Genomic DNA, 13,473 nt, shown 5'->3' on the forward strand with positions numbered 1-13,473 from the left:
TACCCATTAAGTGATTTAGAAGAGCAACTGCTTGAGCTACTAAATGGTAAAAATGCGATTTATTTTGCACAAGGCGCTTATGATTCATTTGATAGTAAAGTTTTTTCTCTTTTAGGTACACTTCGTGGCGGGGCTCGCAAAGGCCTTAAAGCACCGAGTACGTTAAAAGAAATTCGCGGCCTTATCCATGAAATGCGTTTGTTTAAATCGCCAAGCGAAATAGAGGTAATGCGCGAAGGCTGTGAAATTAGCGCCCGTGGCCACATGCGAGCTATGCGCTTTTCACATGCAGGAGCAACTGAGTTTCAATTAGAAGCAGAGCTTCATCATCATTATGCAATGAACGGCGCACCTCATCCGGCTTACGGCACAATTGTAGGTAGCGGCGATAACGCTAATATTCTGCATTACACGCAAAATAGCGATGCACTTAAAAATGGCGATCTAGTACTTATTGATTCAGGTTGTGAGCTACAAGGCTACGCAGCCGATATAACACGTACATTTCCGGTAAATGGCTTGTTTAGTGAAGAACAATCCGCGCTTTATAATATTGTTCTTAACGCACAACTGGCTGCCTTTGAAGAAATTAAACCCGGTGGTTACCTGTCCCACGCTAATAAATTAGCAATGGAAGTATTAACGCAAGGCTTACTTGACTTAGGTATTTTAACTGGCGACTTTACTGAACTAATGGCGCAACAAGCCTGTAAAGAATATTACATGCATGGCCTCGGGCATTGGCTGGGGTTAGACGTGCATGATGTAGGTGATTATAAAATAAATAACGTTGAGCGAGCATTTGAGCCTGGTATGGTTTTAACCATAGAGCCAGGACTCTATATAAGCGAAGACTCAAACGCGCCACAAAAGTACAAAGGTATTGGTATTCGTATAGAAGATAATTTACTCGTTACCGAGTCAGGCCATGAAAACCTTACTTTAAGCGTGCCTAAAACCATTGGCGATATTCAAGCACTTATGCAACAAACTAAAAGCGCATAACGGGTGGAGAGCACAATGGCTAAGCAATTTGATGTTGTAGTAATTGGTGGCGGTTTAGTTGGCGCAAGTTGCGCACTTAGTATTGCTAAAATAAACCCCTCAATAAACATTGCCGTGGTAGAAGCAAGCCAAGTAACCGATGAATACCACCCAAGCTTTGACGACAGAAGTATTGCGCTTGCTCAGCAATCAGTAGAGTATTTACAAACACTTAATTTATTTGATCAAAATGCCCCTTACACCTCTGCTATTAAAAAAGTGAGCGTGTCTGATAGAGGTCATTTTGGTAAAACCCACATCCAAAGCGCTGAATTTGCAAAACCTTCTTTAGGGTATGTAGTTGAGGTTAATCCATTTGGGCGCGCGCTTCATCAGCGGCTAGTGCAATCAAGCATTAGCTTATTTTGCCCTGATAGCGTAATCGAAATAAAACAAACGTTGCATAGCAACGCACTGACTTTGCAAAGTGGCGAACAACTTAATGCCAAGCTACTTATTGTAGCCGATGGCGCGCAATCTCCTACACGCCAATTGCTGGGCCTTAATTTTAATACTCAGCCTTATGAGCAAGGCGCTATTATTGCCAATATAGAAGTAGCCGAAGGGCATAATAACCATGCCTTTGAACGCTTTACTCAGCATGGCCCTATGGCACTATTACCTATGAGCAATAACCGATATTCATTGGTGTGGTGTATGGAAAAAGAGCAAATTAATTCATACATGGACTTAAATGAAATCGAGTTTTTAAGTGCATTACAATCAGTCTTTGGTTACCGCGCAGGGCAATTTGTTAAAGTGGGTATGCGCGCAAGCTACCCGCTGGTATATGGGCAAGCCGAATCGTTAATAGCTCATCGAACGGTGGTTATTGGTAATGCTGCTCATGCTATTCATCCCATTGCAGGGCAAGGCTTTAATTTAGGCCTGCGTGATGTACAAGTACTGAGTGATTTAATTGCCAATAGCCCTAATGAGTTAGGGAGCTATGCGTTTACACGCGAGTATGGCCAGTTGCGCAGCCAAGATATAAAAACAGTGATGACTTTAACAGATACCTTAGTAAGGTTATTTTCAAATTCATCTCGAGTATTAGCGCTTGGGCGAAGCATTGGCTTGTCTTCAATGGATTTATTCCCCGCATTAAAAGCCCCGTTAGCAAAACAATTAATGGGGCAAGTTAAACAAGGTTCACGTTTATGAAGCAAACACAGGTGTGTATTGTTGGTGGTGGTTGCGTGGGGCTAACGTTAGCCCTTGGTCTAGCTAAGGCTAATATTAGTGTTGTGATACTTGATGCAGCATCAACACAAGCCCCTCCAACTGATGAATACGGTTTACGTGTAAGCGCACTTAGTATTGCAAGCCAAACGTTATTAGAGCAATTAAACGTTTGGCCTGAAATTATTGCTCAGCGTGCATGTGCATATACCCATATGGATGTTCGCGATGCCGACAGCTTTGGTAAAATAACCTTTAATAACAAACAACTTGAGCTCGACCATTTGGGGCATATAGTTGAAAACGATATTATTCGCTTTGCACTTATCAAACAGCTAGAGCAGCAAAGCAGTGCTACGTTAATGTTTGATACCGAATATCAACAAATACACCAAAGTGAATCAGACGTATTTATAACCCTTAAAAGCGGCGAGCCTATTATTGCTAAGCTGCTGGTGGCGGCTGATGGCGCAAATTCAGCGATTCGTAAACAATTTAATATGGCGCTGACCTTTAAAGATTACGATCACCATGCACTCGTTGCTACAGTAAAAACAAAAGAGCCACACTCAAATACTGCGCGACAAGTGTTTTTACCTACGGGGCCATTGGCATTTTTACCATTGAGTGACGCTAACACTCATTCAATAGTGTGGTCTACCAGCCCCCGCCATTGCGATGAATTGCTAGCAATGGACGACACTACTTTTAATAAAGCCGTAATGGCTGCCATAGATGGCCAATGCGGCCTGTGTGAAGTGCAAAGTAAACGCGCGGCATTTCCACTTAAAATGCGTTACGCCCAGCAATGGGTAAGCGGCAAAGTAGTATTAATGGGCGATGCAGCGCACACTATTCATCCATTGGCAGGGCTGGGTATGAACCTAGGCCTAAAAGACGCCGCGTATTTAATTGAGCTACTGACAAGTGATAGTAAAGAATTTGCCAGCACGCGCACGCTTCGTGATTACGAGCGTACACGCAAGCTCGACGCGCAAAAGCACATAGCCATGATGCAAGGGCTAAAAGAGTTATTTGAAGGTGCTAACCCGGTTAAAAAGCTAATACGCGGAGTCGGGCTGTCACTCGTTGATAACCTAGGCCCAATAAAACACCTATTCGCCAAAGAAGCGATAGGCAAATAAGTAGGTTGGATAGAGCGAAGCGAAATCCAACAGGTAAAGTGGTTAGTTTTTAGCTGTCAGCTTTTAGAAAAGAAAAACCGATGTTTAGTTTAAACATCGGTTTTTTATTTTAAGTGGCTTTATACAGATTAAAAGTTGCGCTTTTTTACGCGAGCAAGCTCTGCGTCTTCATGCAAAGTTTAACACTAAGCTTAATTTTACCTGTAGGCGTGCAGCTTGGCGGCGCGACAAACATAGATCGTAATTACTATCGTTAGTTAAAAAGCGCTTTATGTAAAATCAGCTACAAATTGGCTTGGGCTTCATTGACCATATCTTTGAGCGCATCAATTAACAGTTGGTCGCGAGAATTTTGTTTAGCAAGTTTTAGTGCGTGTTTCATACTGGTAACGGCTTCTTTAAATTGTTTGTCAACTGTGTACCCTTGTGATAATCGCATGTGGGAGTAGGCTGCATTTGGGTAACCGCGAGTAAAGTGTTTAAGCGTCGTTATCGCTTTTTTAGTATTACCAAACTTTTGCTGGCGGTGGGCAAATTCTACGTACACATCTTGTGGAATTTTAAGCTCAAATCCGTACTTATCGCTCAGTGCTTGGTAGTAACCGGTAATAAGCGATACATCAGCAAATTTTCCATGCTCGTCTGTTACTTTAAATATTAGGTCGCTAAACAAGTGAATCAGGCTATCGCTAATTGCTGGAAGTATGGTGCCCATATGACTTAAAGTAGGGTAATGCTTATATTCCCACTTTAGCTGTGTGGGCATTTGTTGTTCTAAATTTACTAACGTATTTAATGCGCCTGTATAAAAACGTGCGCCTTCACTCGCTACACTAATAAATAACTCTTGAGCACCTTTAGGGTTTCTAGTGTATTTAATAATATTATTTTTTAACTCTTCGTCACTCCACCAACTATTTGGGCTAATAGCTATGTAGTTGTTAAACAATTCAGGCTGATTAACTAAAGTATAAAGCGCTAATGTACCAGCGTTAGAGTGACCAATTAAAGTGTTGTAGCCGTTAGTTGAGTAATTATTGTTTATGTATGGCATGAGTTCATCAGACACAAACTTTAAAAATTTGTCGGTTTGCCCAGCGTCAGGCCATTTATTTTTAACAAAGGTTTGAAACTCCGTTTTAGGCTCACCCTCTACTTGAGGTAAGTAATCACGAACTCGGTTAGTTGTATCAATAGCAACAAGCATGGCATTAGGTATTTGCTCGTAATCAACAAGGGATTTTATAACGCCAGACGCCGTATGAAAGTGCTCAATACCATCAAGTAAATAAATAACATAAAGCGGCTGGTCGTCTTTTACAGTGTCAGGTATGAAGATGCTGATTGGCCTATCTTCGTTAAGTATTTTTGATTGTAGAATAACTTTTTTACCAACGGTTATGTCGGTTGTAGCGGTGTTTGAATAGCTAAAAAAAGAGGTGCTAAAAGTAAGTATCAAGGCAAGCGATAATAAAAGCTTCATAAATATCCTTATTTAATAATGTGTTGCTTAATAATTGCACGGCTTTAGGCTTGAGTAAACGTTTATATTTTAGGAGCACATACAGGGCTTTATTAATTAAAAGCTTTGATTTTTTTGTGCGAGCAAGCTCAGCGACTTCCAAAAAACGAAGGCACTTACTTTCAATTTACTTATTGATAGCGGGGCATCGAGTACCATCACCCAATAGCTTTAACACTTATCTATTAAAGCTTAAAAAACCTGCTTGCTTAATTATCCTACTAAGCGTAAAATGCGCGCTCATTTCGGCTTTTAAACTATTAATTCCTTGCCTTAAACCGACCGGCCGAAACGGTAGAAGGCTCTATTAACCGTAAGGAATATCCATGCGTCATTACGAAATCGTATTCATGGTTCACCCAGATCAGAGTGAGCAAGTTGCTGGTATGATCGAACGTTATACTGGTTCTATCACTGAAGCTGGTGGTTCAATCCACCGTCTTGAAGATTGGGGCCGTCGTCAATTGGCTTACCCAATTAACAAGCTTCATAAAGCTCATTATGTTCTTATGAACGTTGAAGCACCTACTGAAGTAATCAGCGAGCTAGAAACTACTTTCCGCTACAACGATGCAGTGCTTCGTAACTTAGTTATCCGCACTAAATCTGCAGTAACTGAAGCGTCTCCTCTTGCAAGAGAAGAGAAGAAAGAAGCACCAGCTGCTTAATTGTTTTGAGTCCAAGCATGGCGTTTAACTGGCGGTAAATATAAATGGTTAGCCCTTTTATGAATCAGCTGGTTTTATCTGGGGTAGTTTGTAAAACACCCAAGTTAAGCCAAAGCCCTGCTGGCATCCCGCATTGCATTTTTGTTTTAGAACATAAATCGATGCAAACCGAAGCAGACCTTAACCGTAATAGTTATGTAAAGCTTCAGGTTGTTGCCAGTGGAAAGCAAATGCAACAACAGACTCAACATTTGCACGTTGGGCAGGCATTGCAAGTGAGTGGTTTTTTAAATCGCCACGAAGGTCGTAACGGCCTTAGCCAATTGGTTTTGCATGCTCAGCATATAGAAAGAATTATTTGAGGAATTAATCTCATGGCACGTTATTTCAGACGTCGTAAGTTCTGCCGCTTTAAAGCGGAAGGCGTACAACAAATCGATTACAAAGATCTAGCTACTCTTAGAAACTATGTTACAGAAAGTGGCAAAATCGTACCTAGCCGTATTACAGGTACTAGCGCTAAATTCCAGCGCCAGCTAGCAACTGCTATTAAGCGTGCTCGCTACTTAGCCCTTCTTCCATACACTGACTTACATAAGTAAGCAGCGGATTAACAGTTTTTAAAAGGTGTAGAAACATGCAAGTTATTCTACTAGATAAGATCGCTAACCTAGGTAGCCTAGGTGAACAGGTTGTAGTTAAATCTGGTTTCGCACGTAACTTCCTTTTCCCTCAAGGTAAGGCAGTTCCTGCGACTAAAGCTAACATTGAAACGTTTGACGCTCGTCGCGCAGAACTTGAAGCGAAAATCGCTGAACAGTTAGTTGCTGCACAAGCACGCGCTGAAAAACTAGAAGCATTAGCAGAAGTTACTTTAGTATCTAAAGCTGGTGACGAAGGTAAGTTATTCGGTTCAATCGGTACTCGTGACATCGCTGACGCTATCTCAGCTGTTGGTGTTGAAGTTGCTAAGTCAGAAGTTCGTTTGCCTCTAGGTACTATCCGTGAGACTGGTGAATTTGACGTATCAATTTCTGTTCACACAGACGTAACGGCTACTATCAAAGTAATCGTAATCGCTGAAGCTTAATTTTAAATTAAGCGACAAAAGCCGTGCTTTTAGCACGGCTTTTTTGTGCCTAAAATTCAGTTTTTTTTATTAATGTGGTACTGCCTCCTAATACTCTTCTTACTTAGAATTTAAATTCTTTAAATTTATTTTCATTTCATTCAAACCTTTTACCGCTGTTATTGCGTCTAACTTATCAATACACTGGAAATGGTACCAATACCATAATAATTAAAAGGTGATATCACGGATGTTACACGTTAAACCCGATCAACCCGCTGAGTGCGAAAATGCATTGATTGAGCGCGTAAAGTCGGGTGATCAAAGTGCATACACAATGCTTTACCAATTGCATATAAAGCGCGTTTACGGTTTGTGCTTGCGCTTATTAGCTGATCAGTCGCACGCTGAGGATGCTGCGCAAGAAGTGTTTGTTCAGGTGTGGCACAAAATAGCAATGTTTGATGGTCGTTCGCAGTTTTCTACTTGGTTATACAGTGTGGCGAGTAATATTGCGATTAACTACTTACGTAAACAAAAAAGCTGGGTACAAAAAGTCGTTAGCATTGAACAAGACGGTATGGATGAGCAATCGGCTAAAGACTGTAAAGGCTTAAACGGCTTAGATAAGCTAATTGTTAGGTTACCTGAGCGCGCACGCATGGTGTTTGTATTGTTTGCAGTAGAAGGTTATCGACATGAAGAAATAGCAGAGCAGTTGGGTATTGCCGTTGGATCAAGCAAGTCACAATATCATCGAGCAAGGCAGTTATTACAAGAGTGGTATGAAAATGAATAAACCAAACTTTGACGACTTTTTAGATAAATCATTAAACACGCTTGATAAAGAGATAACGCCACAAAAAGATCTGTGGGCAGGCATAGAAAGAGCCATTGTAAATACCAATGAGCCTGAGCAATCAGCCGTTACTTTATGGCCAAAGTTAAGCGCAATTGCGGCATGTACCGTTGCTGCACTAGTGGCGCTCAATATGTTTGTAATAAACCCTAAACCACAACCGGTTGTGGCCATAAGTGACTATTTTGCGCAGCAAAAGCAAAGCTTACTGGTGCAGTATAAAAATCAAGACGCCTTAACCGATAATTGGCAAACACAATTACAAGAACTTGAAGAGGCAGAATATGCCATTAAGCAAGCACTTAAAAACGAACCCCAAAACCAAGCATTGCTAACAATGTTAGCGCAGATTTATCAACAACAACTTGATTTGATTAATAAGGTGCATGCACCTCGTTGGCAAAGTATTTAGGAGAAAAACATGAAAGCAATTTTACTAGGATTAAGCTTATTTCCACTTGCTGTATTTGCAGGAGAAAAAATTGATAAACAAATAGAAGTGCCAAAAGAGGGTACTGTTTTTATTGAGAATCAGCGTGGTGATGTAAGTATTGCTGGTTGGGATAAAAGCGAGTTTAAAGTAGTGGGCGAGCTTGACGATAAGGCAGAAGGTTTTGAGCTCGAAACAAGAGGCGACAATACATATTTTGTTGTGAAAATGCCACGTAAAATGGGCTGGGGCAGTAATGGCGATGGCTCTAAACTAACTATTTTTATGCCGCATAGCAGCGCATTAGACTTTCGTGGTGTTAATGTATCGGTAATAGCTAAAGCACTTAAAAATGGTGCAGAAGTAAATGTGGTTAATGGTGAAATTACCGCACAAAATTTAGCAGGTAATATTAAGCTAACCAGCGTTAACGGTGATGTGAATGCACAAAGCCTGAGCGGTAATATTCAATTTGAAACGGTAAATGGCGAAATAAATGATGAACAGTCTAGTGGTGAGTTACGCTTTAGCGCTGTGAATGGTGATATTAAGTCGTCATCAAGCGCGAGCGATGTTCGTCTTGAAAATGTGAACGGTGACATAAACTTTAAGCTGGCTAGCATCAAAAACCTACGTATAAACACTGTAAATGGTGAAGCTGAAGTTCGTATTGGTGAGCTACTGGACAGTGCAGATGTACGTTTCGAATCAGTAAGTGGCGATGCAGAGTTTTTCTTCCCTACTAATGTATCGGCTAAATTTGCGATTGAAGCCCATGCCAATGGTAAAATTATTAATGAGCTTAGCGATGACAAAGTAAAAAAAGCCAAATATGGCCCAGCCAGTGAGCTTGAGTTTGTTATTAATGGCGGCAATGCAGACGTTGAAATGGATACTATAAGTGGCCGTATTGAGCTTAAAAAGTAAATCGTAAACTTTTGAGTTACAAAAAGCAGGAAAAGATTTCCTGCTTTGCTATTTGCACAACCCCGGCAAGTCGATAGAATAGAGCCATTCAATTTTAGTACTGTGAAGTTATGGCCAAACCAGATAAGCAAGTCGATACCCTTAAAGTTCCTCCCCATTCAATAGAAGCTGAACAATCTGTTTTAGGTGGCTTAATGCTTGATAACCAAGCATATGACCGCGTAGCCGAACTTGTTGTATCTCAAGATTTTTATACTCGTACGCACAAGCTTATTTTTGAAGCAATGACAGAGCTTGCAGAGTTGGGTGATCCAATCGATTTAATTACGATTTCTGAAAGCCTTGAAAAAAATAATAAACTGGCAGGAATTGGTGGTTTTGCTTACTTAGCCGAAATAGCCAAAAATACACCGAGTGCCGCTAATATCGATGCATACGCTAATATTGTGCGAGAGCGTGCGGTTGTGCGTGAAATGATTGGTGTAGCAAATGAAATAGCCGAGGCCGGTTTTAATACCGAAGGGCGTACAAGCCATGACTTATTAGATTTTGCCGAGAGTAAAGTATTTAAAATTGCTGAGCAGCGTTCAAAAAGCACCGAAGGTCCGCAAAGCATACACAACATACTCGAAAAAACTGTTGATAAAATAGAAGAGCTATACCAATCTCCGCAAGATGGTGTAACAGGCGTAAGTACCGGCTATGCTGACTTAGATAAAATGACCACAGGCTTACAGCCTTCAGATTTAATTATTGTAGCCGCGCGTCCTTCAATGGGTAAAACCACCTTTGCGATGAACCTTGCAGAGCATGCGGCAATGACACAAGACAAGCCTGTGCTTATTTACTCATTAGAGATGCCCTCTGAGCAAATCATGATGAGGATGCTGGCATCACTTGGTCGTATTAACCAAACTAAGGTACGTACTGGTCAGCTAGACGATGATGATTGGGCGCGTCTTTCATCAACCATGGGCTTGTTGATGGAAAAAGGTAAAATGTACGTTGATGATGCATCAGGGTTAACACCTACCGATGTTCGCTCACGTGCACGTCGTATTGCGCGCGATCATGGTGGTATCAGTATGATCATGGTTGATTACCTTCAGCTTATGCGTGTGCCGAGCTTGTCGGATAACAGAACACTTGAAATAGCAGAGATTTCACGCTCTCTTAAATCACTAGCAAAAGAATTAAAATGCCCGGTTGTTGCGCTTTCGCAGCTAAACCGTACGCTTGAGCAACGTGCTGATAAACGCCCAATTAACTCAGATTTACGTGAATCTGGCTCGATAGAGCAGGATGCCGATTTAATCATGTTTATATACCGTGATGAAGTCTACAACGAAGACAGTACTGAAAAAGGCATAGCCGAAATCATCATAGGTAAACAGCGTAACGGTCCAATTGGTAAGGTGCGCTTGACGTTCCAAGGGCAGTTTTCTCGCTTTGATAACTACGCAGGTCCTGCGATGGATGACGAGTATTAATGCGCTTAGCTACTGCTGAAATTAATTTAACGGCACTTGCGCATAATTTAGCGCAGGTAAAGCGTTTTGCACCAAACAGTAAAGTTATGGCGGTATTAAAAGCCAATGCTTATGGCCATGGTTTGGTTAAAATTGCACAACATTTAAATGATGCAGACGCATTTGCAGTAGCACGTATAGATGAAGCTTTAGCGCTTCGAGCTGGCGGGTTAACAAAACCGATTGTGTTACTTGAAGGCTTTTTTAATAAAGACGATTTACCTATTTTATTGGCCAATAACTTTCAAACTATTATTCATGATGGGTATCAGCTTGCCGCTTTGGAAGAGGCTGAGCTTGAAGCGCCTTTATTGTGCTGGCTTAAAGTAAATACCGGCATGCATCGCCTGGGTATTGCCCCAGAGCAGTTTGATGAATTTTATAAGCGCTTGCAAAAAACACCCAATGCCAATAACACCGTTAATTTAATGACCCACTTTGCATGCGCGGACGATGTAAATAACACCAAGACAGCACAGCAAATTTCACAGTTTGACTGCCTAGTAAATAATATTAACCAAGCACATTGCTTATCTAACTCGGCAGGCATTATTGCTTGGCCGAATGCTCATGGCGATTGGGTACGCCCTGGTTTAATGTTATATGGGGTATCACCTATGGCAAACGCATTGGGTGAGCAGCACCAGCTTAAACCCGTTATGCGATTAACGACACGTGTTATAGCAGTGCGCCATGTTCCAGCTAACGAGGCCGTAGGATATGGTGGGCGTTGGAAAAGCGATAAAGCGACTCAGTTAGCTGTGGTTGCTATGGGATATGGTGACGGTTACCCGCGACATGCAAAAGAGGGTACACCAGTGGTTATTGGCAAGCAGCGCTATGGTATTGTGGGTAGTGTGGCAATGGATATGATTAGCGTAGACATAGGCCAAAACGAGCACAACATAAAAGTAGGCGACAGAGTCACAATGTGGGGCCCTGAGCTACCAGTAGAAGAAATAGCACAGTGCGCCGATACCATTCCTTACGAGCTTTTATGTAATATTACACCGCGCGTAAGTTATGAGTATCAGGCGTAATTAAACAGTGGTAATTACTCTTTAATAAAGTAAATATCACTAAAGCCCATGCGGGCAAATTCTTGATCACGAAAGTTACGAACAGAAGCCGACCCTTTAGAGGTCATTTCTATTTGTTGTACCATGCTTAAATAATTAGTTAAATCAATGCCTTCGGCAGCAGCAATTGCTTGATACATGTCGTGGTATTTGTCTTTAGCGAAATTTATTTCGCGCGGTTGGTTTTTAAATTTGTAGGTTATTCTGCGTGCCATATTAAGCTCATTGTAATTGAGTATTACAGCGATTTTACACTGTATTTAGTAGCGGCTCTAGCATTGAATGACACGATATAACTAGGCACCTAAACCATAGGGTTAATAATGAAATTATCAGTAGAGATTAGTAAGTACCCACTTCATCAAGATTACATTCCTTTTATTAAAGGCTTTATTGATCGATTAAACGAGTACGATGGTTTAAAAGTGATTACAAATACATTATCGACACAAATTTTTGGCGATTATGATTTAGTAATGCAAGTACTCAATACCGAAATTAAACGTTCATACGAAGAGTTTGGAAAAGCTATTTTTGTGTGTAAGTTTTTGTCTGGCGATTTATCGCCTCAGTAGTTTTTTCGCCACAATTTAACGGTAACAGCACACTATGGAATTTATAACAAAAACCTTAAGCGGTTTTACTGCCATGTCGCATTGGGAATACATTGCGGTTGTGCTATCAATTGCTTATTTATTGTTAGCTATAAAAGAGAGCCTTTGGTGTTGGCCGGCTGCGTTTTTTAGTACGTTAATTTACACTATCATGTATTGGAATGGCGCATTGTTAATGGAGTCATTACTTAACTTTTATTACATGTACATGGCGGTATTTGGCTGGGTAGTATGGCGAAAAGGTAAAGCTAATAATAACAATCTGAGCATTAGTTCTTGGTCAATGGAACGTCATGCGCTGTTAATTATACTTACCTCTATTGCGGCAACAGGCATAGGGTATTTTATGACTAACTATACGCATGCTGATTTTGCCTACTTAGATAGCTTTACAACCTGTTTTGCTGTTGTGACCACTTATTTAGTTGCGAAAAAAATTCTTGAAAACTGGCTGTACTGGATAGTCATAGACGCAGCCTCTATGTATTTATATTACGAGAAAGGCTATTACCCAACGTTAGCGCTTTTTGTGTTCTACACCATTATGGCTGGGTGGGGCTTTAAAACTTGGTACGAAGAATACGAGCAAAGCCAAGCTAAGCCACTCGCACAGCTTTAATTTATGAGTGATTACACTGGGCTTATAAACAAATGTCGTGCGTTTATAGCGCCAAGGGACGTTATTTCACATGTGCCTTTATCACAAGGTTTAAGCAACGAAAACGTCTTAATACACACCATTCAAGGGAAGTATTTATTAAAGCGTTACAAAGACCATTGGCCAGAAAATGCCTTAGAGGCGCAGCGTATCCTGAGTGCGTCAAATATATGTCCTTCCCCCGTATGGCTTGATAAACAAAACCAACTTGCTGTATTTCATTACTTTGACGGTAGCACCGCAAATAGTCTATCAATCGACGACGTGATTAAAAAACTTGCCACTGTCCATGCTTACTCAGTTAGCACTGAGCCAATGAACATAGCCCAAGAGCTAAGCTGTTATAAATGTTCACCAGTGTATTTGGAGCATCAGCAGCTAATTAGTGCAGCGGTTAACTTTATTACGGCCATGCCTATCGAGCTTGGTTTTTGCCACAACGATTTAATTAAAGATAATTTAATAGTGAATGAGTCAGGCAGCTACTTAATTGATTTTGAGTACGCTAAAACTAACGACGTGTATTTTGATTTAGCGGCGCTAAGTGTTAGCTTTGAGCTAAATAAAAATAATGATGATGCGTTATTAAATAGTTACGCTAAATATAAAGATAAACAGGTAGGGTTTGTAACATCAACCGATAAGCTTAATTGTTATAAGCTGTTATTTTTGGTTTTAAGTATTGGTTGGTATGAGCAGCGCGACATAAGAGCTCCAGCAAAAAAATTACGCGCGCAGCTGCTAAAA

General features: G+C 40.9%; 17 protein-coding genes. 15 read left to right on the forward strand and 2 right to left on the reverse strand.

The genetic code is table 11. The features are described 5' to 3' along the window. The 3 genes from BCG07_RS04025 to BCG07_RS04035 all read left to right on the forward strand — a co-directional run. The coding region (locus BCG07_RS04025) for a M24 family metallopeptidase (protein WP_286888816.1) at positions 1 to 1,005 on the forward strand (1,005 nt) is incomplete at its 5' end. 15 nt (positions 1,006 to 1,020) lie between these two features. Next, on the forward strand, positions 1,021 to 2,208 hold the full coding sequence (gene ubiH / locus BCG07_RS04030; RefSeq protein ID WP_243531577.1) for a 2-octaprenyl-6-methoxyphenyl hydroxylase: 1,188 nt from the start codon (positions 1,021 to 1,023) through the stop codon (positions 2,206 to 2,208). Further along, on the forward strand, positions 2,205 to 3,371 hold the full coding sequence (locus tag BCG07_RS04035; protein ID WP_243531575.1) for an FAD-dependent monooxygenase: 1,167 nt from the start codon (positions 2,205 to 2,207) through the stop codon (positions 3,369 to 3,371). Before ubiH ends, BCG07_RS04035 begins: the two co-directional genes overlap by 4 nt. Before the next feature lie 283 nt (positions 3,372 to 3,654). Here the strand turns inward: BCG07_RS04035 and BCG07_RS04040 are convergent, their stop codons facing one another. After that, complete coding sequence (locus tag BCG07_RS04040; RefSeq protein WP_243531573.1) at positions 3,655 to 4,854, reverse strand: alpha/beta hydrolase-fold protein; 1,200 nt, start codon at positions 4,852 to 4,854, stop codon at positions 3,655 to 3,657. Positions 4,855 to 5,219: 365 nt separating this feature from the next. On the opposite strand from BCG07_RS04040, the gene rpsF reads away from it, so the two are divergent. From rpsF to alr, 9 genes are all read left to right on the forward strand, one after another. After that, the gene (gene rpsF / locus BCG07_RS04045; RefSeq protein ID WP_006793724.1) at positions 5,220 to 5,561 is read left to right on the forward strand and encodes a 30S ribosomal protein S6; all 342 of its coding nucleotides are present in this window, start codon (positions 5,220 to 5,222) and stop codon (positions 5,559 to 5,561) included. A gap of 44 nt (positions 5,562 to 5,605) precedes the next feature. Beyond that, positions 5,606 to 5,923, forward strand: coding sequence for a primosomal replication protein N (gene priB / locus BCG07_RS04050; protein ID WP_006793722.1), 318 nt, complete (start codon positions 5,606 to 5,608; stop codon positions 5,921 to 5,923). Between the two features lie 12 nt (positions 5,924 to 5,935). Continuing rightward, positions 5,936 to 6,163: a 30S ribosomal protein S18 gene (gene rpsR / locus BCG07_RS04055; RefSeq protein WP_006793721.1), complete on the forward strand. Its 228-nt coding sequence runs from the start codon at positions 5,936 to 5,938 to the stop codon at positions 6,161 to 6,163. Positions 6,164 to 6,198: 35 nt separating this feature from the next. Next, positions 6,199 to 6,651: a 50S ribosomal protein L9 gene (gene rplI, locus BCG07_RS04060; protein WP_006793720.1), complete on the forward strand. Its 453-nt coding sequence runs from the start codon at positions 6,199 to 6,201 to the stop codon at positions 6,649 to 6,651. A 229-nt stretch (positions 6,652 to 6,880) separates the two neighbouring features. Beyond that, complete coding sequence (locus BCG07_RS04065; RefSeq protein ID WP_008131937.1) at positions 6,881 to 7,429, forward strand: RNA polymerase sigma factor; 549 nt, start codon at positions 6,881 to 6,883, stop codon at positions 7,427 to 7,429. Next, positions 7,416 to 7,901 (forward strand): hypothetical protein, encoded by a 486-nt coding sequence (locus BCG07_RS04070; protein ID WP_006793718.1) that lies wholly within the window; start codon positions 7,416 to 7,418, stop codon positions 7,899 to 7,901. The genes BCG07_RS04065 and BCG07_RS04070 overlap by 14 nt, the downstream gene beginning before the upstream one ends. Positions 7,902 to 7,910: 9 nt before the next feature. Further along, positions 7,911 to 8,846 carry a DUF4097 family beta strand repeat-containing protein gene (locus BCG07_RS04075; RefSeq protein ID WP_243531571.1) on the forward strand — a complete coding sequence of 312 codons (936 nt, stop codon included), beginning with the start codon at positions 7,911 to 7,913 and terminating at the stop codon, positions 8,844 to 8,846. A 110-nt stretch (positions 8,847 to 8,956) separates the two neighbouring features. Continuing rightward, positions 8,957 to 10,336 (forward strand): replicative DNA helicase, encoded by a 1,380-nt coding sequence (dnaB, locus tag BCG07_RS04080; protein WP_006793716.1) that lies wholly within the window; start codon positions 8,957 to 8,959, stop codon positions 10,334 to 10,336. After that, on the forward strand, positions 10,336 to 11,415 hold the full coding sequence (gene alr / locus BCG07_RS04085) for an alanine racemase (protein ID WP_286888822.1): 1,080 nt from the start codon (positions 10,336 to 10,338) through the stop codon (positions 11,413 to 11,415). The genes dnaB and alr overlap by 1 nt, the downstream gene beginning before the upstream one ends. 14 nt (positions 11,416 to 11,429) lie before the next feature. Here alr and BCG07_RS04090 read toward each other — a convergent pair whose 3' ends face one another. Beyond that, positions 11,430 to 11,669, reverse strand: coding sequence for a DUF2960 domain-containing protein (locus BCG07_RS04090; RefSeq protein ID WP_006793714.1), 240 nt, complete (start codon positions 11,667 to 11,669; stop codon positions 11,430 to 11,432). 108 nt (positions 11,670 to 11,777) lie between these two features. Here BCG07_RS04090 and BCG07_RS04095 point away from each other — a divergent pair, with 108 nt between their 5' ends. The 3 genes from BCG07_RS04095 to BCG07_RS04105 all read left to right on the forward strand — a co-directional run. After that, a complete protein-coding gene (locus BCG07_RS04095; RefSeq protein ID WP_006793713.1) occupies positions 11,778 to 12,029 on the forward strand; it encodes a YkoF family thiamine/hydroxymethylpyrimidine-binding protein in 252 nt (83 codons plus the stop codon). Between the two features lie 34 nt (positions 12,030 to 12,063). Further along, a complete protein-coding gene (gene pnuC / locus BCG07_RS04100) occupies positions 12,064 to 12,687 on the forward strand; it encodes a nicotinamide riboside transporter PnuC (protein ID WP_008131932.1) in 624 nt (207 codons plus the stop codon). 3 nt (positions 12,688 to 12,690) lie between these two features. Then, positions 12,691 to 13,473: phosphotransferase (locus tag BCG07_RS04105; protein ID WP_286888824.1), on the forward strand; the 783-nt coding region annotated here is incomplete at its 3' end.

Origin of the sequence: Pseudoalteromonas sp. ESRF-bin5, assembly GCF_002632075.1 — a bacterium.
GTDB lineage: Bacteria > Pseudomonadota > Gammaproteobacteria > Enterobacterales > Alteromonadaceae > Pseudoalteromonas > Pseudoalteromonas marina.